27 protein-coding genes are annotated in these 26,622 nt (G+C 62.0%); 14 read left to right on the forward strand and 13 right to left on the reverse strand.

The annotated features are described in order from the left end of the window. Positions 1–151: 151 nt before the first annotated feature. Both E5720_RS01190 and E5720_RS01195 read left to right on the forward strand, forming a co-directional pair. Positions 152–817 (forward strand): TrkA family potassium uptake protein, encoded by a 666-nt coding sequence (locus E5720_RS01190; protein WP_210729932.1) that lies wholly within the window; start codon positions 152–154, stop codon positions 815–817. A 30-nt stretch (positions 818–847) separates the two neighbouring features. After that, on the forward strand, positions 848–1,522 hold the full coding sequence (locus E5720_RS01195; protein ID WP_136169147.1) for a TrkA family potassium uptake protein: 675 nt from the start codon (positions 848–850) through the stop codon (positions 1,520–1,522). Here E5720_RS01195 and E5720_RS01200 read toward each other — a convergent pair. Next, positions 1,481–2,149, reverse strand: coding sequence for a DUF3159 domain-containing protein (locus E5720_RS01200; RefSeq protein WP_210730002.1), 669 nt, complete (start codon positions 2,147–2,149; stop codon positions 1,481–1,483). The two genes, E5720_RS01195 and E5720_RS01200, sit on opposite strands and share 42 nt — an antisense overlap. Before the next feature lie 204 nt (positions 2,150–2,353). Next, positions 2,354–2,731 carry an OB-fold nucleic acid binding domain-containing protein gene (locus E5720_RS01205; protein WP_136169148.1) on the reverse strand — a complete coding sequence of 126 codons (378 nt, stop codon included), beginning with the start codon at positions 2,729–2,731 and terminating at the stop codon, positions 2,354–2,356. Positions 2,732–2,898: 167 nt separating this feature from the next. Between E5720_RS01205 and E5720_RS01210 the strand changes: the two genes are divergently transcribed. Beyond that, the gene (locus E5720_RS01210; protein ID WP_136169149.1) at positions 2,899–3,606 is read left to right on the forward strand and encodes an alpha/beta hydrolase; all 708 of its coding nucleotides are present in this window, start codon (positions 2,899–2,901) and stop codon (positions 3,604–3,606) included. Between the two features lie 57 nt (positions 3,607–3,663). Here the strand turns inward: E5720_RS01210 and E5720_RS01215 are convergent, their stop codons facing one another. Together E5720_RS01215 and dut are read right to left on the reverse strand one after the other, a co-directional pair. Next, positions 3,664–4,530 (reverse strand): DUF3710 domain-containing protein, encoded by an 867-nt coding sequence (locus tag E5720_RS01215; protein WP_136172351.1) that lies wholly within the window; start codon positions 4,528–4,530, stop codon positions 3,664–3,666. Positions 4,531–4,573: 43 nt separating this feature from the next. Then, positions 4,574–5,077, reverse strand: a complete 504-nt coding sequence (gene dut, locus E5720_RS01220; RefSeq protein ID WP_136172352.1) for a dUTP diphosphatase — start codon at positions 5,075–5,077, stop codon at positions 4,574–4,576. A gap of 208 nt (positions 5,078–5,285) precedes the next feature. Here dut and E5720_RS01225 point away from each other — a divergent pair, with 208 nt between their 5' ends. Further along, the gene (locus tag E5720_RS01225; protein ID WP_247596271.1) at positions 5,286–5,738 is read left to right on the forward strand and encodes a DUF3093 domain-containing protein; all 453 of its coding nucleotides are present in this window, start codon (positions 5,286–5,288) and stop codon (positions 5,736–5,738) included. 119 nt (positions 5,739–5,857) lie between these two features. On the opposite strand, the gene E5720_RS01230 is transcribed toward E5720_RS01225, so the two are convergent. Beyond that, positions 5,858–6,160: a DUF4193 domain-containing protein gene (locus E5720_RS01230; RefSeq protein WP_136169151.1), complete on the reverse strand. Its 303-nt coding sequence runs from the start codon at positions 6,158–6,160 to the stop codon at positions 5,858–5,860. 594 nt (positions 6,161–6,754) lie between these two features. On the opposite strand from E5720_RS01230, the gene cei reads away from it, so the two are divergent. After that, a complete protein-coding gene (gene cei, locus E5720_RS01235) occupies positions 6,755–7,435 on the forward strand; it encodes an envelope integrity protein Cei (protein ID WP_136169152.1) in 681 nt (226 codons plus the stop codon). Between the two features lie 24 nt (positions 7,436–7,459). Here the strand turns inward: cei and E5720_RS01240 are convergent, their stop codons facing one another. Continuing rightward, positions 7,460–8,308, reverse strand: a complete 849-nt coding sequence (locus E5720_RS01240; protein WP_136169153.1) for an inositol monophosphatase family protein — start codon at positions 8,306–8,308, stop codon at positions 7,460–7,462. A 267-nt stretch (positions 8,309–8,575) separates the two neighbouring features. Between E5720_RS01240 and ppgK the strand changes: the two genes are divergently transcribed. Both ppgK and E5720_RS01250 read left to right on the forward strand, forming a co-directional pair. Beyond that, positions 8,576–9,379: a polyphosphate--glucose phosphotransferase gene (gene ppgK, locus E5720_RS01245; protein ID WP_136169154.1), complete on the forward strand. Its 804-nt coding sequence runs from the start codon at positions 8,576–8,578 to the stop codon at positions 9,377–9,379. A gap of 123 nt (positions 9,380–9,502) precedes the next feature. After that, entirely contained in the window at positions 9,503–10,879 is a 1,377-nt protein-coding gene (locus E5720_RS01250; protein WP_136169155.1) for an RNA polymerase sigma factor, read from the forward strand. Between the two features lie 146 nt (positions 10,880–11,025). Here E5720_RS01250 and E5720_RS01255 read toward each other — a convergent pair whose 3' ends face one another. Then, positions 11,026–11,355: a DUF952 domain-containing protein gene (locus E5720_RS01255; RefSeq protein WP_136172353.1), complete on the reverse strand. Its 330-nt coding sequence runs from the start codon at positions 11,353–11,355 to the stop codon at positions 11,026–11,028. Between the two features lie 340 nt (positions 11,356–11,695). Here E5720_RS01255 and E5720_RS01260 point away from each other — a divergent pair, with 340 nt between their 5' ends. Beyond that, entirely contained in the window at positions 11,696–11,890 is a 195-nt protein-coding gene (locus E5720_RS01260) for a hypothetical protein (RefSeq protein WP_084348730.1), read from the forward strand. A 125-nt stretch (positions 11,891–12,015) separates the two neighbouring features. Here the strand turns inward: E5720_RS01260 and E5720_RS01265 are convergent, their stop codons facing one another. Further along, positions 12,016–13,758, reverse strand: coding sequence for a DEAD/DEAH box helicase (locus E5720_RS01265; RefSeq protein ID WP_136169156.1), 1,743 nt, complete (start codon positions 13,756–13,758; stop codon positions 12,016–12,018). Between the two features lie 212 nt (positions 13,759–13,970). Here E5720_RS01265 and E5720_RS01270 point away from each other — a divergent pair, with 212 nt between their 5' ends. Further along, on the forward strand, positions 13,971–15,164 hold the full coding sequence (locus tag E5720_RS01270) for a YihY/virulence factor BrkB family protein (RefSeq protein WP_136169157.1): 1,194 nt from the start codon (positions 13,971–13,973) through the stop codon (positions 15,162–15,164). On the opposite strand, the gene E5720_RS01275 is transcribed toward E5720_RS01270, so the two are convergent. Continuing rightward, a complete protein-coding gene (locus tag E5720_RS01275) occupies positions 15,137–15,373 on the reverse strand; it encodes a DUF3039 domain-containing protein (RefSeq protein ID WP_084348727.1) in 237 nt (78 codons plus the stop codon). The two genes, E5720_RS01270 and E5720_RS01275, sit on opposite strands and share 28 nt — an antisense overlap. A gap of 83 nt (positions 15,374–15,456) precedes the next feature. Here E5720_RS01275 and E5720_RS01280 point away from each other — a divergent pair, with 83 nt between their 5' ends. From E5720_RS01280 to E5720_RS01290, 3 genes are all read left to right on the forward strand, one after another. Beyond that, entirely contained in the window at positions 15,457–15,825 is a 369-nt protein-coding gene (locus tag E5720_RS01280; RefSeq protein WP_084348726.1) for a DUF3099 domain-containing protein, read from the forward strand. Between the two features lie 51 nt (positions 15,826–15,876). Next, positions 15,877–17,367, forward strand: coding sequence for a class I SAM-dependent methyltransferase (locus tag E5720_RS01285; protein ID WP_136169158.1), 1,491 nt, complete (start codon positions 15,877–15,879; stop codon positions 17,365–17,367). A 148-nt stretch (positions 17,368–17,515) separates the two neighbouring features. Beyond that, entirely contained in the window at positions 17,516–18,487 is a 972-nt protein-coding gene (locus tag E5720_RS01290) for a sigma-70 family RNA polymerase sigma factor (RefSeq protein ID WP_136169159.1), read from the forward strand. Between the two features lie 190 nt (positions 18,488–18,677). On the opposite strand, the gene E5720_RS01295 is transcribed toward E5720_RS01290, so the two are convergent. Continuing rightward, a complete protein-coding gene (locus E5720_RS01295) occupies positions 18,678–21,323 on the reverse strand; it encodes a bifunctional GNAT family N-acetyltransferase/acetate--CoA ligase family protein (RefSeq protein WP_247596272.1) in 2,646 nt (881 codons plus the stop codon). 43 nt (positions 21,324–21,366) lie between these two features. Next, positions 21,367–22,656 (reverse strand): acetoin utilization protein AcuC, encoded by a 1,290-nt coding sequence (locus E5720_RS01300; protein WP_136169161.1) that lies wholly within the window; start codon positions 22,654–22,656, stop codon positions 21,367–21,369. Between the two features lie 173 nt (positions 22,657–22,829). Between E5720_RS01300 and E5720_RS01305 the strand changes: the two genes are divergently transcribed. After that, the gene (locus E5720_RS01305) at positions 22,830–23,516 is read left to right on the forward strand and encodes a metal-dependent transcriptional regulator (protein WP_136169162.1); all 687 of its coding nucleotides are present in this window, start codon (positions 22,830–22,832) and stop codon (positions 23,514–23,516) included. 68 nt (positions 23,517–23,584) lie between these two features. Further along, on the forward strand, positions 23,585–24,580 hold the full coding sequence (gene galE, locus E5720_RS01310) for a UDP-glucose 4-epimerase GalE (RefSeq protein ID WP_136169163.1): 996 nt from the start codon (positions 23,585–23,587) through the stop codon (positions 24,578–24,580). Here the strand turns inward: galE and E5720_RS01315 are convergent. Both E5720_RS01315 and E5720_RS01320 read right to left on the reverse strand, forming a co-directional pair. Further along, positions 24,564–25,688, reverse strand: a complete 1,125-nt coding sequence (locus E5720_RS01315) for a DUF4192 domain-containing protein (protein ID WP_136169164.1) — start codon at positions 25,686–25,688, stop codon at positions 24,564–24,566. The genes galE and E5720_RS01315 overlap by 17 nt on opposite strands. Before the next feature lie 138 nt (positions 25,689–25,826). Further along, positions 25,827–26,471, reverse strand: a complete 645-nt coding sequence (locus E5720_RS01320; protein WP_247596123.1) for a sensor domain-containing protein — start codon at positions 26,469–26,471, stop codon at positions 25,827–25,829. Between the last annotated feature and the right edge of the window lie 151 nt (positions 26,472–26,622).

Below are 26,622 nucleotides of genomic sequence, written 5' to 3' on the forward strand. Positions count from 1 at the left end.
CCGCATTCCTGAAATGCCCGAATTTTCGCATCGCTGCACCGCCTGGGCTCGATCGTCGACGCGCTGCCGGTTACCTTGTTGTACGAGCACCGAGAGTCACCGGCCCCTTGCCGGGAGACGAATCGACGCTATCCGAACGGAGCTGGAGCCTGTGTACGTAGTAGTGATGGGGTGTGGCCGCGTCGGCGCATCGCTGGCCGGTGCGCTTCACCGAATCGGCCACGAGGTGGCGGTCATCGATCGAGACGAGACCGCATTCCTCCGTCTGGATCCAAGCTTCGACGGCCACCGCATCGTCGGCATGGGATTCGACAGAGACGTCCTCGTGCGCTCCGGGATCGAGAAGGCCGAGGCGTTCGCGGCCGTCTCCTCCGGTGACAACTCCAACATCATCGCCGCGCGCGTCGCCCGCGAGACGTTCGGCGTCGACAAGGTCGTCGCTCGTATCTACGACGCGAAGCGTGCGGCGGTATACGAGCGGCTGGGGATTCCTACGGTGGCAACAGTCCCCTGGGCTACCGATCGATTCCTTCATAATCTTCTGCGCGATGATCCGACCACCAAATGGCGTGACCCTTCGGGCAGTGTCGCAGTTGTTCTACTCGACATTCACGAGGAGTGGATAGGCAAGAAACTGACACTGCTCGAAGAATCGACTCGTTCACGTGCGGCATTTCTCATCAGATTCGGCACCGGACTTCTACCCGACAAGCGCACGATCATTCAGGCAGACGACGAGATCTATATCGCAGCGGTGTCCGGGACGGTTGCCGAGGCAATCGCGCTGGCAGCCAATCCCCCGCCCTCCGACGACTAGTCACATCCGCACCGAGACGAACGGGAACCCATGAGAGTCGCAATCGCCGGCGCCGGCGCTGTCGGCAGATCCATTGCCCGAGAACTGATTCGTAGTGAACACAAGGTCATGCTGCTCGAACGCAAACTCGACCACGTCGAACCCGAGGCGATTCCGGAAGCGGAATGGGTTCTGGCCGACGCGTGCGAGCTCTCGCTCCTCGAAGCGTCGAACCTCGAAACATATGACGTGGTGATCGCAGCTACGGGAGACGACAAAGCGAATTTGGTGTTGAGCCTGTTGGCCAAGACAGAATTCGGTGTCAACCGAGTCGTCGCGCGCGTCAACGATCCTCGAAACGAGTGGCTCTTCGACGGATCGTGGGGCGTCGATGTGGCGGTGTCCACCCCGCGCATGCTCGCCTCGCTGGTCGAGGAGGCTGTCTCGGTCGGCGACCTCGTTCACCTCATGACCTTCCGCAAGGGACAGGCCAACCTGGTGGAGATCACTCTTCCGGAGAACACCCCGCTGGCAGGCAAGCCCGTTCGGAAGCTCCTGCTCCCACGTGACGCAGCACTGGTGACCATTCTTCGTGGCGGCCGTGTCATCGTCCCGCAGCAGGACGATCCGCTCGAAGGTGGAGACGAACTGCTGTTCGTAGCGTCCGTGGAAGTCGAGAACGACCTACGCGCCGCGGTCGGCCTGACCAACATCGCGACGGATTGATCGGTCCTCTGTTGGTTCGTTCACTTCCTCGATCGCTCGATCGGCCCGTCGAACCGCCCAGACCGTGACCAGTAGCGCGACGCCGGTCAACGGCCAACCCATGCCGATACGTGCGACGGCCAGCCAACCGGTCTGGTCGGCGTCGTACAACTCGGACTGCACGAGATAACGGGCGCCGAAGACAAGTGCCCACGCGAACGTGGCGATGTCATAGGAGTGAACCGATCGACGGTGTGACCGCCACGTGGTGCCGTTGCCGTTCAGGTATCCCCAGGCCACCCCGACGAGGGGCCATCTAGCGAGCATCGAGACCAGGAACACGGCTCCGTACAGCAGGCTCGTATAGATCCCGAAAAGGAAATAGCCTTTGGCATCGCCTGTTCGGTACGCAATGAATGCACATATCCCGACTCCGAAGAATCCGGAAATTGCCGGCTGAATCGGATTGTGCCGCAACAATCTCCACACCAACACACCCAGAGCGACTGCGAGGGCCGACCAAATCCCGACGGCAAGACCGAAAATGCTGTTGGCTGGTACGAACACCACCACTGGAAGAGTCGAGGACACCAACCCGGTCAAGCCGCCGAGTTGCTCGAGGACAGTTTGCTTGCTCTCTTCGTCCAGACTCGTCGTAGCATCGACGACGTCGGATTCAGTCTGCTCGAACGGCTGGGCCGGGTGATCCGCCGTTGAGCCCTGCCGTACAAGCGAGCTAATTTTCGGCTCGGTTCCGTCGGCGGGAACGCCGAGCTCCGGGTGTATGTCATGGCCGCCCATCGGGCGACTGTCTCTCTCGGTCACATCATCGAGCGTGCCACATGAACGCGGTCAGGAGTCGTCGCGGAGTTCGTAGTACGGGTTGTAGACGATTTTTCGGCCGTTCCGCTCCCCCACCCGGCCTCGGATGAGGACGGTCTTGCCTGGTTCGATCCCGGCGATCTTTCGTCGGCCGATCCACACCAGCGTCACCGGATCGGTGCCGTCGAAGAACTCGGCTTCGATGTTTGCGTTTGCCGCCTTGGAACATGCCTCGACGCTGCGCAAGCGCCCCAACATCGTGACTTCTTCGCCCCTGGAGCAATCACAGGCGCGGCGGGCGCCCGAGGCTTCCGCAGTTTCCGCCATCTCTTCGGCATCGAGCTGATGGATGTCCTCCGTCAACTTACGCGTAAGCCTGCGAAAATATCCTGCGGCAACGGGTGCCATGGTGCGCTCCTGGAAGCATCTGCGACGAGTTACATCGCTGTGAAGACCTGTACCAACGCCACTGTAGCCCCGCGTGAGGCCGACGGCCAACCGCCAGTTCAACCGCGTCCGCGGGGCCGAATCGTCCGGTCGACGGTCCGTGGAAGTCACCGGGCACAATCACCGGAATGAACGTGACGAGACCGGCAACTCATGTGGTGGTCCTACCGGGCACCGGATCGGATGCGGAGTTCGCATTCGACGCATTTGCGGCGGCGGTAACGGCAGCGGGAGCCACGATCGAGGCGGTGAGCCCGAATCCCACCGGCATCGTCGCCTCTTACGAGGAGGCGATGTCTGCAGCGGCACACCGACATGGCCGAATCATCGTCGGCGGCATCTCGATCGGCGCCGCGGTGGCGCTCTCCTGGGCGCGCAGCCACCCACAGTCGGTGATCGGAGTCCTGGCAGTCCTGCCGCCCTGGATCGCCGATCCGACCGACGCACCGGCAGCACTCAGCGCGAGGTACACCATGGAACAACTCGACGCTTCCGGGCTCGACGCGGTGACTGCAGCGATGGAAGCGACGTCTCCGCAATGGCTGGCATCTACGCTCCGGCGTTCGTGGGCGTCGCAATGGCCGGATCTCCCCCGCGCTCTCGCGGAAGCCGCCGCCTATGTGGCGCCCAATCTCGACGAACTACGAAGCACCCTCGTGCCCACTGCCGTGATCGGCGCCGTCGACGATCCGGTTCACCCGATCGACGTTGCGCGGACGTGGCACGAAGAAATTCCGAACTCGTGCCTGTCCACCCTCACCCTTGCCGACATCGGTTCCGATCCAGGGGTGCTCGGGCGCCGCTCGATGCAGGATCTGACGAGCCTCGTCGACTGATACCGATGCCGGTCGGCAGCATTGATTACCTGCCACACGGACAGTCCCAACGAGGCGTCAGCCGCCCAGCTGCTGCATTGCAGACCCCGAGGAGCCTCGACGCGGACCTTCGGTAGGTGTTGTCTGGTTCGCAGGCGCGGCGGAGGTCGGTGGCTGAGGTAGCGGACTCTGTGGCTCTGTTCGCGCCTGCTCGGCCTGCTCCGCCTGTTGCTGCTGTGCCGCGGCGAGCTGCGCGGTCAGAGCTGCCGGAAGGACCACCGGGAGCGGAGTGCGTACGGGATGAGGTTCGGTACCGCGATCGACCACAGTCTGTGCAAGGACTTCACGCGCGATCTGGACGAGTGGAGAGTCGTTGCCGACCGCGCCCGACGGGCCGGCCAGAACACAACGGACCATCCACCGATAGCCATCGACTCCGATGAAGCGCAGATCCGCGTTCGATGTCACTCCGTGCAGCTCCCGCCCCCAAGGACCGGTCTCCATACTGACTGCGGACTGATCCGAGCGAAGCGAGGTAGCCAAATCGGCTGCAACCTCGCGCCATTGGCCGGGCGACTTCGGCGCGGCGTAGGCAGCAATGGTGATACGGCCGTGCGTAGTGACGACATGCACTGCCTGCGGCGCGCCGGCCGGATTCATCTCCACCTGCAGCTGGCCTCCGGCAGGCAAGGGCACCAGTACTGATCCTAAATCGAGTCGCGTCTGGGCAAGAGCGTCGCGATCTTCATCCAATTCGGTGAGGTCGAACGGACCGAGATCGGGGTCCGCCTGCTCACCGACGGTTTTGTCGCGCGCGGCGGTCGCGGTACCGAGCGCGTCGTCTCCGCCTGCCGAACTCGAGTTGTCGAAGGTGTCTTCGTCTCCGAAGAACCCACCGGTCGACACGTCATCCTGTGCTGCGGTCTTCTTCCGCCGTCCGAACATCATCAGTTCTCTTTCTCTGCGAAATCGGTGCGTTCTCTGCGAGTCAGGGTTTCAAGTCTGTTGATTGGGGGCGATTGGGGGCGACGCGAAGGCCCGCGTGTCCACCACTCGACCCGTAGCCGCCAGTTCCTCGTACCGTGTCGTCCAGAGTCTCGACCTCGACGAAGGACACCAATTCGACCTTCTGCACGAGGAGCTGGGCTATCCGGTCCCCACGGATCAGTTCGATGCTCTCGTTTGGGTCGAGGTTGATCAGGCACACTTTGATCTCTCCTCGGTATCCGGCGTCGATAGTTCCCGGTGCATTCACGATCGAGAGTCCGGATTTCGCCGCCAGACCCGAGCGCGGATGAACCAAGCCCACCATTCCGAATGGGAGCGCCACTGCAATTCCGGTTCCCACCACCAGGCGTTGACCGGGAGCGAGTGATGCATCGGCCGTGATGTGCAGATCGACCCCGGCGTCGCCTTCGTGGGCTCGCTTCGGGACCGGGAGGCCTGGGTCGAGTCGTTTCAACGCGACAGTCGGCGGATCGACTTCGCCGATGTCGGCTGAGGCACTGTTGGGATCGTCGCTCACGTGCACCGAGACTACGCTGCCACGACGCTCGGTCCATTTCTTCCCTTGACGTACGGCTCTACGTGTTCGACAGGGATGCACGTATCCTGGACGAGTGCCACAGGAACAACATCATGATCTCGAACCCGCAGCCGTCCCGGATTCCGCGACGGGCACTGTCGTCTATACCGAAAAACTGTGGGTTCCACTGTGGTGGTGGCCGGCAGCATTGGCTGTCGGTGCATTGCTCGCAGCCGAGGTACACATGGGCGCGCCGGGAGTGCGGGCGTGGCTTCCATATGTGATTCTGCTTCCATTCCCGATCTGGGCTTTGTACTGGTCGAGCAGAATGACCGTCGAGGTAGTTCGCGACAACGACGGGGCCGGAGAGTTCCGTGTAGGGCGCGCACACTTACCCCTGGACGTAATCGACAGGTGCGCTGCGATACCGGCGACAGCAAAAAGCGCGGCGCTGGGAAGGCAGCTGGATCCCCTTGCCTTCGTTCAGCACCGCACCTGGGTCAAACAAATGGTGCTGATTGTTCTCGACGATCCCGATGACCCCACCCCCTATTGGCTGGTCAGCACTCGGCGTCCGAACGACCTGTTGGCCGCCTTGGCTCAGCCCACCCCCGAAGACCATTCGTAACGGTCTTGGCTGAGCCACTCGATGGTTCTCGCTCGATCTCATGTGGACCGGCAAACTACATCGATCCGAGCTACCCGCGTGTCAGTTGTTCTGCTCGTCGACCGCGTTCGCGTGCTCGGTCAGGCAGCGCAGTCTCTGCAGACCAGAATTCCGCCCGCATCACTTGCCAATCGGCTCCGGTGATGGACGAGGAAGCAGCTCGAACAGGTGAACTCGTCGGCCTGCTTCGGCACCACACGAACCGATAGTTCTTCCCCGGACAAGTCAGCGCCCGGAAGTTCGAATGATTCTGCTGTGTCTGATTCGTCCACGTCGACCACAGCGGACTGCGCCTCGTTGCGGCGTGCCTTCAGCTCCTCGAGCGAATCCTCGGAGACATCGTCGGATTCTGTTCTTCTCGGTGCGTCGTAGTCGGTTGCCATTGTTCCTCTAACCCCTCGTTCTCTTGCATGTTTCCGGTGGTTGCCGCGGGCGACGTCCTAGCATGATCGCCAGCTGTGATGAGGGCGCTTACGTTGCTCCCACCGTCCTGTTTCTTTTCGGTCCGCACTACTGAACCGTGCTGCCGTTCGAACCTTGTTACTGCAACTTCACTTGCACTGCGCGACTGCCCGAGTCGAGGCGTCCGAAACTACATCGGTTGATGCCCGAATAGCTGTAATCGAAACCTGATCGATACCTCACCAATCGCTCTTGCGGTCCACCGAATCGGCTCCGTTCTGAAACCACCGGGGCCGCCAGACAATAGCCGAGCGGCGAGAGAATAGCTAGGACGAATCGCGGTCCTGCCTATTTCACCTGACCAATCCGCAAGAACAACCTCGAGCGCCAGTACATTCCGCGGGCGGTACGAACCGGCGCCGGCAGCCAACCGAACAGCCCGAAGATAGCCGGAGTGTGCACCTTCGGACAGCGGCAGTGCCCATCGTCTCCCTCGCCAACTACAGTGGGCGTGCGCCGACACTCGTTCGACTCGGCGCAGCTTCGATTCTGCCGACGGAAAGGCTTTCCACACCGTGGTTTCTCTGATCACCGAGGGCCGATCGGCCGACGACCAAGGCCGTCCGTTTCGGCGCCGGCGAGCGTTTCCCATTCTGATCGTGCTGCTCGTGCTGGCGCTCCTCGGTGTAGTGACCTGGATCCGAGTGTTCACGGCCGGCGAGGCTGCAACCACGACCGTTGCGTGCAATGCACCCTCGACAGCGCCTGCGAGCGATGGCACCGTGCCTGCACCGCTCGGCGAACGCATCGACCCGTCGACCCTGTTGGAAGTGGAACCGGCGCCGGTCGCGAACACGAAGGTTCGGGTGTTCAACGCGAACGGAGAACGCGGACAGGCAGCAACGGTTGCTGCCGAGCTCAGCGACTACGGATTCGCGAGCGCACCGGACGTCCAGGTCGGTAACGATCCCGTCTACCTGGATCAGAATATGCAGTGCCAAGGCCAGATCCGGTTCGGTGCGGCTGGGACGGCTGCTGCGAGCACGATGTGGCTGGCTGCCCCTTGCGCCGAACTGATCCAGGACGGACGCCCCGACGACACCGTCGACTTGGCTCTGGGAACCTATTTCAAGGATTTGCAGCCGAACCCGGACGCAGAGTCGGTCCTGCAGTCGCTCGCTGGAGTGACGCCCGGCGCCGCACCTGCCCCGCTCGACATCGACCTGCTCTCGGCCGCGCGCAAAGCTCCCTGCTGACCGATTATCGGCAGTAGGACTCGTTCAATCGGCCGCAATCGGATCCAGCGCACCCAGTCTCCGCAACGTTTCGGTGAAATCAGCTGCGATACCGGGTGCGACCGCGACGGTGACCGCCCCGCCCGAACTCGTGGAGTTGGGATCGGGCAGAAGTACCATCGCTCCGGCCTCCTCGGCTATGAGTGAACCCGCTGCCCAATCCCACGGGCTCAGCCCATGTTCGAAATGGGCATCCACCGAGCCGGACGCCACCATGCACAAGTCCAGCGCTGCAGATCCGATCCGCCTGATATCGCGAACCAGCGGAAGCAATTCGCCGATGATGCGGCCTTGGACGGTTCGCCGAGCCGATCCGTATCCGAAGCCGGTGGCGACCAGGGCGAGAGACACCTCGACAACCGGATTGCACACCAATTCTGTTGTGGTTCCGTCGTATTGGGTGACGGTCGCGCCGTACCCGCGCACCGCGGCATACACCTGTTCCCGCGCAACATCGACCACGACTCCGACGAGGCTGACACCGTCGACCTGCGCAGCTACCGAAATCGCGTAGGCGGGTATGCCGTACAGAAAGTTCACTGTTCCGTCGATCGGGTCGAGCACCCAGCGGACTCCGGCCACCGTGTCTGTGGCTCCCCCGCCCTCCTCGCCCAGGATCGGGTCACCGGGGCGACGCTCTGCCAGCAAGACCCGAAGCAAGTCCTCGGTTTCGGTGTCGACGATCGTGACGGGATCGGTCGGAGTGCTCTTGGTCTGCACCGATTCGCCGCCCGTCCCCACGGCCACAGCCGGAGCACCTGGACCGAACACCTCGGGTCGCCTCGTACGCACATGGGCAGCTGCAGCAACGGCAACCTCGCGTGCAACCTCCATCAACTCCGTTGCAAGAGTTGAGCCCGGGTTCGATGACGACAAGTCCTGCGATACACGTGGGTTCGACACTCGACCATCGCATCACACCGCGCAGGGCAACACCACTCGACGCGATTCGCGATTTCGGTCCAATTGTCGAGTCGTCGACACATCGCCCACCGGATTGGACATCGAGGATCTATTCTCGGTAGTACAACAGTCTTCGAGCACGCAGATTCCAATGCACGTATTCATTGCTTGATCCTCGACAACAGGAGAACGCGGCATATGACAGAGGCAGGTTCGGTATCGATCACAACCGACAGTGCACATCGGCACGGCTTCGGTGTCGACGTCGGCGGTAGTGGAATCAAGGGTGGGATCGTGGACCTGGTCACCGGGGAGTTGGTCGGTGACCGATACAAGATCGAGACTCCCCAACCCGCGACCCCGGATGCCATTGCGAGCGTCGTCGCGCAGATCGTGCAGCACTTCGGCTGGACCGGATCGATCGGCGTGACTCTTCCCGCCGTTGTCACCGGCGGTGTTGCGCGCTCGGCAGCAAATATCGACGAGTCATGGATCGACACCGACGCAAGGGCTTTGTTCGCCAAGGCGATCGGCAACGACAACATCACGGTCCTCAACGATGCCGACGCTGCAGGAATTGCAGAAGACCGCTTCGGTGGAGGCAAGGACAAAACCGGCGTCGTCGTGCTCCTCACCTTCGGCACCGGGATCGGGTCCGCTGTTCTTCACAACGGTGTGTTGCTTCCCAATACCGAGCTCGGACATCTCGAGGTCCACGGCAAGGAAGCGGAACATCGCGCCGCCTCGTCGGTGAAGGAGTCCAAGGATTTGTCCTACAAGGAGTGGGCCAAGGAAGTATCGAAGGTCCTCGCGACGTTCGAGGCACTGCTGTGGCCCGATCTTTTCATTGCCGGCGGGGGAATAAGTCGCAAAAGCGAGAAGTGGATTCCGCATTTGACCAACAGAACACCAGTGGTGGCAGCCACTTTGTTGAATACCGCAGGCATCGTCGGTGCGGCTCTAGCAGCCGACACAGCGCGCGATACAGCCATCGACCGGTAACAAAGTTCCTGTGGGTCGTTACAATGGGGGAAGCCGGTCTGCACGCCGGCACATTCGACAAGACCTCTCCGCCGGAAACCACTCTGGCGTGACGCCGCACGACACCGTCACGAAAGGGCGTACGTGGCAGCCACCGATATTCGTCAGACCGTAGATTCAGCATCGGAGTCTGCGTCCACTGCACCTGCTGCGGAAGCACCGACCGGCACGACCCTGGAGGTCGGAGCTGCACCAGCGGCAAAGGTCGCGTCAGCACCGGCCAAGAAAGCCGCCGCCAAAAAAGCTCCCGCCAAACGCGCAGCAGCCAAGAAAGCTCCTGCTAAGAAAGCACCCGCGAAGAAGTCCGCCGAAGATGCGACCTCCGACGCTGATGCCCCCGGCATCGATGAGATCGACATCTCCGAAGGAGATATCGCCGCGGCAGCCGACGACGTCGTCGAGGTTGTTGCCGTGGGCGCAGACACCGAAGAAGAGACGACCACAGAGCCCACTGCAGAAGACAAGGCGTCCGGAGACTTCGTCTGGGACGAAGAGGAGTCAGAGGCGCTTCGCCAAGCCCGTAAGGACGCCGAGCTCACTGCTTCGGCCGACTCGGTCCGCGCGTACCTGAAGCAGATCGGCAAAGTTGCACTTCTCAACGCCGAAGAAGAGGTCGAGCTCGCCAAGCGAATCGAAGCAGGCCTCTTCGCGACCGAAAAGATGCGCGAGTTCGCCGAAAAAGGCGAGAAGCTCCCCGTGGCCGCACGACGCGACTACACCTGGATCTGCCGCGACGGTAACCGCGCAAAAAATCACCTTCTCGAGGCCAACCTTCGACTTGTCGTGTCACTGGCCAAGCGATACACCGGTCGCGGGATGGCCTTCCTGGACCTGATTCAGGAGGGAAACCTGGGCCTGATTCGTGCCGTCGAGAAGTTCGACTACACCAAGGGTTACAAGTTCTCCACGTACGCCACGTGGTGGATCCGGCAGGCCATCACCAGGGCCATGGCCGATCAGGCACGTACGATCCGCATCCCGGTGCACATGGTCGAGGTCATCAACAAGCTCGGCCGTATCCAGCGTGAGCTTCTTCAGGACTTGGGTCGTGAGCCCACCCCCGAAGAGCTCGCCAAGGAAATGGACATCACGCCTGAAAAGGTTCTCGAGATCCAGCAGTACGCTCGTGAGCCGATTTCGCTCGACCAGACGATTGGCGACGAGGGCGACAGCCAGCTCGGCGATTTCATCGAGGACTCCGAGGCTGTCGTGGCAGTGGACGCCGTGTCGTTCACGCTGCTTCAGGATCAACTCCAGTCGGTACTCGAGACACTGTCCGAACGAGAGGCGGGTGTCGTTCGTCTCCGCTTCGGTCTGACCGACGGACAGCCACGCACTCTGGACGAGATCGGTCAGGTCTACGGCGTGACGCGTGAGCGTATTCGACAGATCGAGTCGAAGACGATGTCCAAGCTTCGGCACCCATCCCGTTCGCAGGTACTTCGGGACTACCTGGACTGATTCTTTCCATCAGCGCAGAAAGCCGCCGTCCACACAGTGGGCGGCGGCTTTCTTCGTATCCGGTCGCGAACATTCGGCGGCATCGGTTCGGTAGGCAATAGCATTTCGGCAGGACTATTGGTTCGACAAGCACGCGAAGGGGACGATCAAAGCTTCGGAGGCCCGAATTTCCCATCCTCGTTCGGGGCATAGTCGACGACGCCGATGACCGCAGACGTCGGCAGCGGCCCGTAGAGATGCGGAAAGTGCATCGCTTCCGGATCCCCCGGCACGCCGGGCTCCCAGCGCACTGGTGATCCGAGACGGTCAGGGTCCACAAGCAGCAGGACCACATCGGTTCGTCCCGCGAATAGCCTGTTGGCGGGTAGATGGACCTGCTCCACTGTGGAGAGGTGCACGAACCCGATGTCGTCGAAACCGGGCGGCCGGATCTCGCTCGAAGCACGCACGGACAACCATTCTTCGATGCTGCACATGTGAAGCAGAATGGACGAGGTCTTGGTCACGTCGTCATCGTACGAGACAGGTACGCCGAATCGACTCGTGGACAATCGTTCACATCGCACTTCCGCGATGTCGCGAACGAAACGCCGATCGCTTACGAAAAGGAATCAGCTGTAAGCGAACGCAGTTTTCGGCAAAGCCCAACTGCCAGGGGCTTTCCGATCGTTTCCTGTTAGTGACAACACAAAGAAACACCTATGGGAACAACGCGTGACTGCCAAACGTCTGAGAGAGTGTACGGACCGCGCCATACCGACGCGGCGGACCGGCCCCAGGCGATCGCTTGATACCGAAAGCCAGTACGGAGGAGTCATGCCCGGAACATTGACCAGCCCACAATTGACAGCGACCGACCGGTGCGACCGGTGCGGCGCTGGGGCTCGTGCACGTGTTGTGCTCTCGACCGGTGGAGAACTCCTGTTCTGCGGCCATCATGCCAAGGAGCACGAGGACCGACTGCGTGAAGTGAACGCAACAGTGATGACCGAATCGGACTCTGCAGTGTAACCGGCTCGCTCGTATCGGAAGGCGCATGCGCCGACGAATCGACAGTCATGTGAAACCGGAACGGGTGGCCACGAGAAATCGTGGCCACCCGTTCCGCTCTGCTTCCGGGATCGAACGTATCCGCCCTACATCTTCCGCAGTTGAACGATCCGCTCGCTCAGCTGATCTGCGGTGGCCATAGCAGTCGGTGGCCCGCCACAGATGCGCCGTAAGTCCCCGTGAATGACCCCGTGGGGCTTCCCGGTGCGATGGTGGTACACCGCAACCAAACTGTTGAGTTCACGACGAAGCCCGGCCAGCTGGCCGGCCGAGGATGCACGTTCCGACACCGCTACCGGAGCGGGTACGGACAGCCCGGGCGCTGTCGGCTTGTCGATCTGTTCCTGCTGCCGCTGACGAAGCAGGTCGCGCATCTGCTTGGCATCCAACAGCCCAGGTAGGCCGAGGTAATCGGCTTCCTCGTCGCTTCCCGAGAACGTCGCAGTCCCGAACGAGGATCCGTCGTAGATCACCTGATCGAGCTCCGCGTCGGCACCGAGCGAGGTGTACGCCTTCTCTTCCTCGCCTAGTTCGTCTTTCTGCTTGTTGGCATCGGCGAGCAACTCGTCGTCGAACCCGTCCTTTTCGCGATGGGGCTTACCCAGTACGTGGTCACGCTGCGCCTCGAGTTGACTCGCCAAGTCCAACAGGACCGGCACCGACGGCAGAAAAACGCTTGCGGTCTCCCCCTTGCGCCGTGATCGAACGAAACGACCGATGGCCTGAGCGAAATAGAGCGGCGTCGACGCGCTAGTCGCGTACACACCCACCGCCAATCGCGGAACGTCGACGCCCTCCGACACCATTCGGACCGCAACCATCCACTGTTGGGTGCTTTTCCCGAACTCGGCGATCCGCGCCGAGGACGTCGGGTCGTCGGACAAAACGATCGACGGCGCTTCCCCGGTGATCACCTCGAGCAGCTTGGCGTAGGCACGCGCGACGGTTTGGTCGGTCGCGATCACGAGTCCACCTGCGTCCGGCATGCCTCCGGCCCTCAGTTGCCCGAGTCTGGTGTGTGCGGCCAACAGCACAGCGGGCATCCAGTCGCCCTGCGGATCGAGGGCCGTCCGCCACGCCCGTGCGGTCTGCTCGGCACTCAGTGGCTCACCCAGACGTGCGGTGAACTCTTCCCCGGCGTTGTCTCGCCACCGCGCCTCACCCGAATACGCGAGGAACACCACCGGCCGTACGACACCGTCGGCCAAAGCCTCCGAATAGCCGTACGAGTGGTCGGCGCGTGAACGCATCAACCCCTCTTCGTCCGGTTCGTAATTGATGAACGGAATCGGGCTGTCGTCGCTGCGGAAAGGTGTACCGGTCAACGCCAGTCTGCGCGTTGCATCACCGAATGCCTCGCGGATGCCCTCGCCCCAACTCTTGGCGTCGCCACCGTGATGGATCTCGTCGAGGATGACGAGCGTGCGTCGAGCCTCGGTGCGCACCCGATGACGAAACGGGTGTGAAGCGATCTGGGCATACGTGACGACCACGCCGTGGTAGTCACTCGAGGTCTGACCGGTCGAGTTGGAGAAGCGAGAGTCGAGCGCAATTCCGACGCGAGCAGCGGATTCCGCCCACTGGTGCTTCAAGTGTTCGGTCGGGGCGACGACAGTGATCTGATCGACGGTTCGGTGCGCCAACAACTCCGATGCGACGCGCAAGGCGAAGGTGGTCTTACCTGCTCCCGGCGTCGCGACTGCGAGAAAGTCCTTGGGTGAGGCCACCAGATACCGGGTCAGGGCGCGCCTCTGCCATGCGCGCAGCGGCGCGCCACCTGCCGAAGTTTCGGTGGGTGCTCTTTGGTCTGTTGATTCGGCTTCGGTCATGTCAGTGCTCACTGGCCCGCCGGTTCCTGGCATTCGATCGAATTCCTCGCGCTCTCGGTTGCCCTGCAGTTCCCGCCGTGGAGCCTATCGCTCCGCACCGACCGATCTCGCATCGGAAGGAGCACCCGAGGGGCTCGATCGTTCGACTGCTCCAGCGACACGACGGGTGTAAACGGGCACTCCGAGCCTCGTTCAGGAATGCTGGAGGAATCATGAGTGATTCTGCAGGCGAAACACCACCGAGAGAGCAGTTGTCCAGGAGACGGCCGCTTCGATCCACATGGGTTGTGACGCTTCGCACACTGACCAAGTCCTGGGACGACTCGATCTTCAGCAAAGCTGCGACTGCGGCGTTCTGGCAGACGCTCTCACTCCCGCCATTGTTGCTCGGAGTACTCGGCAGTCTCGGGTTCGTCGCCGGCTGGTTCGGTCCCAACACCATCGACATCATCGAGTCGAAGATCATCACTTTCAGCAGCACGGTATTCAGCGACAGCGTCGTCGACGGCATCATCACCCCGACGGTGCAGGACATTCTCCAGCAAGGACGAGGCGAGGTCGTGTCCGCTGGTTTCGTACTGTCTCTGTGGGCGGGATCGTCGGCGATCTCCACGTTCGTCGATTCGATAGTCGAAGCGCACGGCCAGCAGGATGCACGTAACCCGATTTGGCAGCGAGTGTTCGCCCTGCTGCTCTACATGGCGTTTCTGATCGCAGCAGTGTTCGTCCTACCGCTGGTTGCGCTGGGCCCTACGTACGTGAAGCAGATCCTCCCGGGTTCATGGTTCGAAATCGGTACCGAACTGATCGACTTCTTCTACTACCCCGCCGTCGGACTGCTTCTCATCGCCGGATTGACCACGCTCTACAAGGTGGCGCTGCATACGTCTCTCCCGTGGCACCGACTCTTGGGGGGAGCATTGCTCGCAGGCGTGTTCTTCATGATCGCCAGCGCGGTGCTTCGCCGTTATCTGACCTGGATCACCGGAACCGGGTACACCTATGGCGCGCTGGCGACCCCCATCGCGTTTCTTCTGTTCACTTTCTTCCTGGGGTTCGCAGTCGTTCTCGGTGCAGAGTTCAACGCGACAATTCAGGAGTTCTTCCCCGCGCGCGCAACCAGGATCGATCAGATGAAGGGATGGCTTGCTGCGCAGGCAGATTCCGAGGAGTCGGGGCCTGTTACAGCGGTTGCGTGGAGGTTGGCTACAGGCCCCATCCGGGCCGGTCAGGACAGGGGCCGATCGAACGGGTTCAAGGAAGCATCGGGGAGTTCGCCCTCCCCCGACACCTCGGCGGAACCCGACGGCCCACCTCAGCCGGGCCCTACCCCTAAGGTGCCGCCCTCCGGCGATCAACTGCCGAATCCGGGCCGCGGTCAGTCGCCCTTCTTCAATCCCTCGTAGACCTTTTTGCAATCGGGACACACCGGCGAGCCCGGCTTCGCCGATTTGGTCACCGGAAAAACTTCACCGCACAGCGCGACGACGTGTGTGCCCATCACTGCGCTTTCGGTGATCTTGTTCTTCTTCACGTAATGAAAGAATTTCGGGCGGTCGTCTTCCGTGGTTTCGTCCGGCGCGATCTCGGGGCGGTCTTTCGTCTGAGTGCTCATGATTCGATTATTCCGCATCCGTCGTTATGAGACGAACGACGCCGGCAAGTGCATTCCGGGTGAGGTAGTGCCACAGTGGAGGGATGACGAGAACCCAGGGGTTTTCCGGCTCGGCCGAGAGTGGATCGGCCCGTAACCCCACATTGATCACCGAGGCGCAACAGTCGGTCGAAGATCAGCACAAAGCTCGAGTGCGGAAATACATGTTCATCATGTCTTTCCGTATCCCCGCGCTGGTTCTCGCCGCCGTGTCGTACAGCATGTGGGCCAATCCGTGGATAGCAATGGCGATCGTCGGGGTCTCCATCCCTCTCCCCTGGATTGCGGTACTCATCGCCAACGACCGCCCGCCGCGCACCAAGAACGAAGTGAGCCGCTACGACGGCCGACACGTCGAGTCGACACAGATCGAGGCACGCTCCCATCGCGTCATCGATGCAAGCGAAGACTGACGGGTACGCCGGGTGGACACAGCGGTGCTCGCTGCCTGAAAGACTGTGTCGGTGACTGCGACACTGCTTTCTGCATGCCCATCTCTCCGACAAGCCTTCGAAACGAGTTCCTACAACGCCGACAGTCTTCTCGAAGCACTCGGAGATGAAGCCCACGCCGCCCTGATGCGTAGCGAACCTGTTCCGGTGCGGCGCGAGAGCCAAGATCGTGGGCGCCTGGGTGTTCTGATTCGCCTGTTCCTACTCGTCGACGACATCGAAGTGCGCGAGGCCGCCGAAGCTCTGTCCCCGCTCTCGGTCGACGACGCTGTCGCAGCTGGGATCGTCGAGCGGGTCGATCCTGATCGTGTGCGTGCCTTGCTCGACATTCGACCACTCGACGCCGGATACGGCTCCCGCTGGATCTTCTCCGATCTCGACGGCAGCATGCGTCCACTACCGACCGCCACCGATCATGTACTCGGTGTGGGTCAGGCATCGCTCTCGCTACTTCGCGGAACTCCGACCACCCAGGTCGGAGATGTCCTCGACGTGGGTACCGGGTGTGGGGTGCAGGCGATCCACGCCGCCGAGTACGCCGACACCGTGACCGGTACCGACATCAGTGAACGCGCGATGCTTCTGGCCGAGGCAACGTGTGCTCTCAACGGCATGGACATCGAGTTGCTGCGCGGATCCTGGTTCGAGCCCGTCGCGGGAAGGACCTTCGATCGGATCGTTGCCAACCCGCCGTTCGTCGTCGGGCGCGGGACGATCGAGCACAGCTACCGCGACTCGGGGATCGATCTCGATGGGGCGAGCAGACTGATGATCGAACAGGCACCGGAACACTTGAAGCCCGGTGGTACTGCCGTCATTCTGGCGTCCTGGATCCACGTCATCGGCGAGGATTGGCGCGCGCGGGTTGCATCGTGGATTCCCGATCACGGTGTGGATGCGTGGATTGTGCAGCGCGACGTTGCCAATCCGGCACTGTACGTCGGTACGTGGTTGAGAGATGGAGGGGTCGATCAACGGGACATCGCAGGAGGAGTCCTGGCAGAGTCCTGGCTGGCGCACTTCGCCGGGGCCGAGGTCGAAGGCATCGGGTTCGGATTCGTCTATCTGCGTAAGACCGACCTGCCGAGCGATGTTCTGGCCGAGGACCTTCACCATGCATTCGAAGATCCGCTCGGCAACGAAGCGATCGCCTATTTCGACAGGGTCGCCTGGCTTCGTGAAAACGATCCCGCTGACGCAGTGTTCCGGCTCGATCCCGCGACTGCCCTCGAACGTGTCTATCTGCCGGGCGAAGATGGATGGAGCGAGGAGGTCGTCCGTGTGTACCGGGGAAACGGCCCGAACTGGCAGCACGAGATCGACGAGTTGGGCGCACGCTTGCTCGCAGGGATGCGACCGAACGGTCTGGCGTTACGCGAACTGGTCACACTGTTGGCCTCGGCGAGCGATCTCGACGAGACCGACCTACTGGAGGGTGCCGTCGAGCTGATCACCGGCCTGTTCCGTCACGGACTCCTCGCGCCGGAGGGTGCAGAGGACTGAGTTCCAAGCCCGAACCTTCTCAGCAACTTCTCAGGACGGACACTGGATAGACCCTGGTCAAGCGGGTATCAGAGGGTGGAGCGTGGGAACTTTTCGGGGACGCCCGGACGTTGATCCCTATGAGACACCACCGATCAGGAGGCAAGTCATGACCAGCCCCAGCACTACGACCCGCCCACGTCCGACCGACGCCGATCTCGACGCACAGAGCCCGGCTGCGGATCTCGTCCGCGTCTATCTCAACGGCATAGGTCGCACCGCGCTGTTGACTGCGGAAGAGGAAGTGAATCTCGCCAAGCGCATCGAAGCTGGCTTGTACGCGAAGAATGTGCTGGAGAACACCAAGCGCTTGACGGCGGTCAAAAAGCGCAAGCTGGCGATCATCGTCCGTGACGGGAGTGCTGCTCGGAGCCATCTTCTCGAGGCAAACCTACGTCTCGTGGTGTCCCTTGCGAAGCGATACACCGGACGTGGCATGCCGCTGCTCGATCTGATTCAAGAGGGGAACCTCGGTCTGATTCGCGCTATGGAGAAGTTCGACTACGCAAAGGGGTTCAAGTTCTCCACCTACGCAACCTGGTGGATCCGGCAGGCCATCACCCGTGGGATGGCAGATCAGAGCCGAACCATTCGGCTACCAGTACATTTGGTCGAGCAGGTGAACAAGCTGGCCAGGATCAAGCGAGAACTTCATCAGCAACTCGGTCGCGAGGCCACCGACGACGAACTGTCCAGCGAATCGGGAATTCCGGCCGCGAAGATTGCCGACCTACTCGATCACAGTCGCGACCCGGTCAGCCTCGATATGCCGGTCGGAAGCGATGAGGAAGCCCCACTCGGCGACTTCATCGAGGACTCCGAAGCTACTTCCGCTGAGAACGCAGTTATCGCCGGACTTCTTCACAGCGACGTCCGCACAGTGCTCTCCACGCTGGACGAACGCGAGCAACAGGTCATTCGTCTGCGGTACGGCTTGGATGATGGGCAGCCCCGCACACTCGATCAGATCGGCAAACTGTTCGGTCTCTCGCGCGAGCGCGTTCGTCAGATCGAGCGCGAGGTCATGGTCAAGCTTCGGCAGGGCGACCGAGCGGAGAAGCTACGGTCCTACGCAAGCTGAAGACTGTACGACCGCACCCTCTGTATTACCGCAACTCTGTACGACCGCGATGACGAGTGGCGCAGCGGTGAGAATTCCCGCGGCCACACCCGCAGATGTGGGTGGCCGAGTCGACTTCCTTCCCCCCTCTAGGAATGCCGACTCGGCCCCCGCTTTCCAAAGAACGAGAAACCACTCTCGCCCGTGACGGTCAGCGCAAACGTCGCGGGCCGAGATCGTTCTTGCTCGGCTCGGGTCCGAGACGTACGCGTGCATCGGTGATCTGTGCACCATGCGCAGACGCCAGAACCGGTTCGCACGCCAGTTCTCTGATCTCGGGGATATCGTCGGCCATCGCCGACACTCGTTGAACGATGTCCACGAGCGCGCTCTTGTCGACCGGGACTGCATTGCGGTACCCGGACAGCAATGGAGCAGCCTTCGGTGCGTCGATCAATTGCACCGCTTCGTCCTCCGTCAACGGGAGCACGCGATATGCCCTGTCTCCCAGAAGATCCGATATCACTCCAGCCAGTCCGAACGAGATCAGCGAACCGAACGACGGATCGTCCTGAACCCGCACCACACAACCGATACCTTTTGCTGCCATCTTCTGGACGTGGAGCAGCGGCTCACCAGAATCGGCCGCGAGCGCGCGATAGGCCAGACGTGTGGCCTCGGGTCCGGTGAGATCGAGCCGAACACCACCGAGATCCGGTCGGTGTCTCCACTGCGCTCCTGTCGCTTTGACCGCGACGGGATAGCCCAATTCCTCACCGGCAGCAACGGCTTCGTCCTCATCTATCACTGAACGAAACTCGGTTATCTCTATCCCGTAGCACCCGAGAAGCTCAGCAGTCTCGAAATCCGAAAGCCACCGAGTGTGTTCCTGAGCCGACCAGTCACGAACCAATGACTGTGCACGTTCGGAATCGATACCGCTGGGCCGCAGAGGTGTCGACACAGGTCTGCTCCGCCAGGCCGCGTAACGCCAGGCCTTCGCAAGTGCCGTCACCGCACGCTCCGGGCTCGAATACGAAGGCACCGATCCGCGGATCGGCTGTCCGAATTCCCCGCGTACGGCCAATACGTCCGGTATCCCCTCTGTCGCGAGGAATGTCGTCAGGACGGGTTTGTCGGCACCTAGGACTGCATCGCCGAGAGCCTTGGCGAACGGCTCGACCGTGACCGCCACCGGTGGCACGAAGACGACGATGACCGAATCGACGTCGCCGGCTGCGAGGGCACCCGCCACCGCGGCCGCGAATTCTTCCGGGCCGGCCTGTGGACCTACGTCGATCGGCACTCCCGCGTGCAATCCATCGGCACGCGCAGCGTCCACAGCGAGAACGCCGAGGGCTGTCGAGTTGCCGACGACGGCGACGCGTGGCCCGGAAGGTAATGGTTGGTAGCCGAACAGAATTGCGCAATCGAACAACTGCGCGATGGTGTCGACTTGGATCACACCTGCCTGCTCGAACAACGCCTTGACGATGGAATCATCGATAGCAGGTCCCGTTGCCAGTGCCGGCGGCACCGCACCTCGGCCACTCTTGACCGCGATGATGGGCTTGGTACGTGCTACGCGTCGCGCGATCCGGGTGAATTTGCGTGGGTTACCGAAACTTTCGAGGTACAGCAGAACGACCTCTGTTTCGGGGTCCGAATCCCAGTACTGCAGAAGATCGTTTCCCGACACGTCCGCGCGATTGCCCGCCGAGACGAAGGTCGACAGACCCAGTCTCCGTTTTGCTGCTTGGTCGAGAATTGCGATGCCGAGGGCCCCGGATTGACAGAAGAAGCCGACGCGCCCAGGCATCGGAAGTCGCGGAGCGAGGGTTGCGTTGAGGGCGAAGGCCGGGTCGGTGTTGGCGACGCCCAATGCATTGGGTCCGACGAGCCTCATACCGTGCGCCCGCGCCGCGTGTACCAACCGGCGCTCGTTCTCCTGACCCGCTTCACCGGTCTCACCGAACCCACCTGACACGACGACGAGGGCTTTGACACCTTTGTCGAGACAATCGTCGAGGACGTCGTCGATGGCATCGGCAGGAACCGCTGCGATGGCCAGATCCACTGAGTCCGGAATATCGTGCACCGACGGGTAGGCCCGAACGCCACGCACTGACTTGTGATCGGCATTGACCGGGTACACCGGTCCGGTGAAGCCGCCGGCAAGGAGGTTGGCCAACACCGCGTTTCCAACCTTGGAACTGTCGGTCGACGCGCCGATCACTGCGACGGAGGTCGGACTCAGCACGTTTCGGACACTGCGCGCCTCGGCCGCTCGCTCGCGCGAATTGCGCACCGACAGCAGAGCTTCACTCGGGTCGATGGCGAATTCCAGACGCAGCACGCCCCCTTCGTAGCTTCGGCTGACCTGATACCCGGCTTCGCGGAAGACACTGACCATGTTTCGGTTCTCGGCGAGCACCTCGGCGACGAACATCCGGACGCCGTTCTCCGCTGCAGCTCCGGCGAGATGTTCGAGCAGAATAGGCCCGAGCCCGCGGCCTTGATGCGAGTCGGCTACGACGAATGCGACCTCCGCAGAGTTACCATCGCCCTCCGGCAGACGTTCGTAGCGACCGACCGCGATGATGTCGTCGCCGAGTATTGCCACGAACGCGACCCTCGAGTGATGGTCGACAGTCGTGAAGTTGAGGACGTCACGCTGCGGCATGGTCGGGTACGGACCGAAATACCGCAGATATCGAGTGCGCTCGGACAGTCCGCTGTGGAACTCGATCAACGCCTTCCCATCGGACGGCACGATCGGGCGCAGATGCACCACTCCCCCGTCCGAGGCGAGTACGTCGACGACCCAGTGCTTGGGAAATGTCGTTTCCGAGCGCACACGGTCGCGCTCTTTCGCCGTGTCGGCGTCTTGGGTGGTCGGCTCAGTCACGAGGATCCTCCGGGTCGAGTCCGAGAAGCGGGAAGCTCGCTCTGCGAGTGGCGATGATCGCCGAATCCACCCTTTCGAGTGCACGATCGGCTGCTTCGATCGATCCCTGGACAGCACCCCCTGGGCCGTCCCACGCGGGATAGTCCACATCGCCACCGTCACCCATCGCCTGTGGCAGGTCGACGCTGGGCGCCAAGTGCCGAACCCGATCGCGCCAAAGATCGGGCAGAGGCATCGCAGGGTCTATCGGACGGCCGAGGGCTGCGGCGATCAGATGGGTCCACGCTCTGGGCACCACGCGAACCAGTCCGTAACCACCTCCGCCGACTGCCAGCCATCGCCCCTCCGAATGCTCGTCCGCGAGGTCACGCATCGCGAGAAATGCGGCATTCTGGCCGTCGACGGTGAGGGCGAGGTCCGCGAGCGGATCCTCTCTGTGACTGTCGACTCCACATTGGCTCACGATGATCTGCGGGCGGAACGCAGAAATGGCCCCAGGCACGATCGCATGGAATGCGCGTAACCACAGTCGGTCACCGGTGCCAGGCAGGAGTGGAATGTTGATTGCCGTGCCCTCCGCAGCACCGGAACCGACTTCGCTCGACCACCCCGTGTTGGGCCACAACGTCGCCGGATGTTGGTGCAAAGACACGGTCAGCACCCTCGGATCGTCGATGAAGGCATGCTGCACCCCGTCACCGTGGTGCGCATCGACATCGATGTAGGCAATTCGATCGAACCCATTGTCCAATAACCATGAAATTGCGATCGCAGCATCGTTGTACACGCAGAAACCAGACGCCCAGTCCGCCATCGCGTGGTGCATTCCACCGCCGATGCTGACAGCTCGTCGAGCCCGTCCGGACGCAATCTCCCGGGCTGCTGCCAGCGAACCGCCGGTCAGCATCGCGCTCGCTTCGTGCATGCGTTGGAAGATCGGATTGTCGTCTCCGCCGAGCCCGTGTTCCGGCTCCTCCGAATGGCCGGCCGATGCCAGTTCCTCCGAAGCGGCAAGTTTCTCAGGGGCACGCTTGACCGCTTCGATGTAGGCCGGAGTGTGAATCCTCAGCAGCTCCGAATCCGGCGCGGCGGTCGGCTCCACGAGTTCGATGCCGTCGAGCACACCGATCTGCCGCGCCAGCGACATGGTCAGATCCAGTCGGGTCGGGTTCATGGGGTGGTCATCGCTCCACCGATACGAGAGGTACTCCGCGCTCCACACGACGATGTCTTCTGCGACTGCCGGATTCTGGAACGGTGATCGAGCCACCTGGTCTGCCATAACGGACACGCTACGTGCCGCAAGGGCACTGGGCGAGCAACGGCACTGGGCGAGTAAGGCCGAACGTTGCCTCCGTTACGCGTCTCGGTACCGTCCGGCTCGCCAGCGGGACGGCCTGGAACACCTATACGCGCCGATCAACGGTAGAATCGGCCAAGACGAAGGGGTTGAGTGTGAAGGATCTGGTCGACACCACGGAGATGTACCTCCGCACGATCTACGATTTGGAGGAAGAGGGTGTGGTGCCTTTACGGGCACGTATCGCCGAACGCCTCGAACAGAGTGGTCCTACCGTCAGTCAGACTGTGGCCAGGATGGAACGTGACGGGCTGCTTTCCGTTGCGGGCGACCGCCATCTGGAGCTGACCGAGAAGGGACGCGGACTCGCTGTGTCGGTGATGCGCAAGCATCGACTCGCCGAGCGACTGCTGGTCGACATCATCGGTCTTCGCTGGGAGGACGTGCACGCCGAGGCATGCCGGTGGGAACACGTGATGAGCGAAGAGGTGGAACGTCGTCTCGTCGCTGTACTGAACAATCCGACGACCTCGCCCTACGGCAACCCGATTCCAGGTTTGGATGAGCTGGGTTTCGGCCAGCCGGCGGCGGTCCACGAAGATTTGATTCGCCTGACGGACGTCTCGCACGGTCAGCCGACGGCGGTGGTCGTGCGTCGACTCGCAGAGCACGTCCAATCCGATCCGGAGGTCATCGCACAGTTGCGTGATGCGGGTGTCGTCCCAGACGCCCGGGTTACAGTCGAGGCCAAGCCCGGCACGGTCACCATTACCGTTCCAGGTCATGAGGGAATAGATATTTCGGAAGAAATGGCTCACGCCGTTCAGGTGAAGTTGGTCTAGTTCATGGCGTCGAGGCGCGGAGGCCGGCATACATCGAGCGGCCTCCGGCCCTACGAGGAGATGAAGTAGTGAGACTTTTGGTGACCGGCGGTGCCGGCTACGTGGGCAGTGTCTGCGCGGCGATACTTGTCGATCGAGGACATGACGTCGTCGTCGTCGACAATTTGTCCACCGGAAACAGCGAGGCCGTCCCGACGAACGCGACGTTCGTCGAAGCCGACATCAAGGATGTCGCGGCATCGCTGTTGTCCGAAACGAAATTCGATGGGGTATTGCATTTCGCCGCCCAGTCGCTTGTCGGTGAATCAGTTGTCGCGCCGGCAGAGTACTGGTCCGGCAACGTGGTGACCACGCTCGCGTTGCTCGATGCGATTCGTGAGTCGAACACCCCTCGGCTGGTGTTTTCTTCGACTGCCGCCACGTACGGTGAGCCGCAGAAGACACCGATCACCGAGGATGCACCTGCGGCGCCGACCAATCCTTACGGTGCAACCAAATTGGCAATCGATCACGCGATCACGTCGTATTCAGCAGCATACGGATTGGCTGCCACCAGCCTGCGGTATTTCAACGTCGCTGGTGCTTACAAGGAGTTCGGCGAGAATCGGGTTGTCGAGACGCACCTGATTCCGCTCGTGCTGCAAACTGCTCTGGGCCAACGCGAGAAGATTTCGGTCTTCGGTTCCGACTATCCGACACCGGACGGAACTGCGGTACGCGACTACATTCATGTCGCGGATCTGGCCGAGGCTCATGTCCTTGCGCTGGAGACATCGACGCCGAGCAGACATCGGATTTACAACCTCGGCAGCGGCACCGGATTCTCCGTCCGTGAGGTCATCGACGCGTGCACACGTGTGACAGGCCTTCCTATCGCCGTCGAGGATGCACCCCGTCGCGCAGGTGACCCTGCTGTCCTGATCGCTTCGAGCGATCGTGCCATCTCGGAGTTGGGGTGGACTCCGCGTTTCACCGACCTCGACGTCATCGTCGCGGACGCATGGACGTTCCTGCAGAATCTCGGAGACCGATCCCACGCGGTACGAGTCAACGCACACTCGTAGGTGGCGGCAAACGGACGCCACACAGTTCGGCGACTGCGTAGCCGCTGAGCGCAACCTCTCTGATCATCTCTGGACGAGCGCCGGCGTTCAAGGCGGAGTCGAGGAGGCGTGCGAGTGAGTAGTCGGGGTCGACGGCCAACGCTAGATCGATCGCAACCCCTGCCATTACTCCGTCACCGCGTGCGTACGCGCTGAACCCGAGCAACGTTGCTGGACACGCGCGCTCGGGTCCCGGCAATATACGCGACAAATACGACCACAGTTGCTCAGCAGTGGCAGCACAGTCGTGAAGGACAAGCGCGAGCATGCTGTCTCGAACCATCAAGCGCGCCAAAGCAACCCCGAACTCGGCGATCTGCTCCGCCGAAAGTTCGAGCGACCTCGGCTGGTCGAGTGGCGATTGTGCCCAGCGACCGATCTCTTGCAGGATTCGTTCGATGGAGATTCGTTGCGAGGGCATGTCCGCTTCTCGTGCCGCGCCCATGCACGCGCGAACCTGCCTGCTCACTTCGGTGTCCAAGGGCTGCAACAGCTCTGCGAATGCTTCTCTGGAGTCCAGCATTGCCTTCCCCCTGAGTACGTATGCGAGCGTCACGGCCGAAGACCGCGGATCCGATACGGTCCCCCTCTCTCGCGGCTCGGTCAGCGAGATCCATGCACATCCATGCGCGATGTTCTCGGTCAGGAACGTATCGAGCAGGTCGGTGCCCCGCGCATGGAGTCGGTCCTCGAGTCGACTCCCGAGAGCCTGATAACGGGTATCACCGCGGCCGACTGCCGCAGAGGTCTTCGTTCCGTCATCGACGATGACGGCGATGGCCGTGCGAACCTCATCTCGCAAGCAGACGGCCGCGAAGCGGTCGATCACATCGGCCATCTCGTTGCTTACCGAGCGCTGTGTCAGGTCGGGGTCCGGAAAGCTCAGATCGTGACGCATCACTGTGCCAATAGTGAGACTTTCGCCGATCTGGCCGTCCAGGCAGATGAGCAGGAGAGATCGTGAAGGGGTGAAGCCGAGCATTGCCGGGATGGCAGCGATCAGGTCACCGGTAGCCGACACTGTGGCCAACATCGGTGGAGTGGGTAAATTGTCAGGGAACGTAGTCATGGCGAGAACAATGACTTGTCGGTATTCGATCGACAGATCTGCGACCTGGGCCGGAATATGGCTGTGGACAGCGCAACACCCTGTGGAAGAACACGGCCCACACGTTCGAGATCCGACGCTTCCCGTCGGACGGTTGTGCTATCCGGCGTTCACCTTCTGGACCGCAGCGGTGAACAACTCGTCCAACACGGCAGCATCCGGCGCGGAGTTGTCGAACGACATGAACGTCGCTGCTATTCGAACGTCGTCGACCTGGGCCATCAACGTGAGCATCGATTGCGTCACCGAGTCCGCGCCGGTACCAGAATTCACGGTCTGCTTCACCGCAAGGGTCTCGTCGGCATTGATCGGCGGAGCCGGGGAAATAGTCGACCGAATGACGGAGGTGGCACCGGATTTGGTTGCCTCGACCTCACCGCACTGCTGAAGTTGCTCCTTGCGTACCGACAGAGGCTCGTCGACCGCGGTCAGTTCTATCGAAATCGTCGACCGGTTGGCGTTATCGGTTCCGACGATCAACGCAGCGCTACCCGGCGCCGAACTTGGTTCCGTGGGCTTGCAGCCCGCTGGTGATACCTCGGCGCCAGCAGGAATTCCGGTGAGATCCGGGGACGCCTGCGCAATCGCTTGCGGAGGGAGCACTATGGCCTCGTACGGGGCTGGGAACTGGGATGGATCGATCAGAAGCGCGCCGAGATCCTGCCCGTCTTCAGGTGTGTTCGACCCGTCTCGAGAGGTAATCGACGTCGCCCCCTGGCCGCCGGCTTCGGCGGTGCCGGTCACCGCGGACCCACATCCGGCGAGCGATAGGAAAGCTGTCGCCCCGAGCGCGATCAGAAGCGGGCGAGATCTCGATACGGAACGGCACAGCACGGAAGGTCCTCCAGTATTCGCAGACGAATCTGTATTGGGCATCGCGTCGGCGCCTGCGGAT

Origin of the sequence: Rhodococcus sp. PAMC28707 (assembly GCF_004795915.1) — a bacterium.
Lineage (GTDB): Bacteria > Actinomycetota > Actinomycetes > Mycobacteriales > Mycobacteriaceae > Rhodococcoides.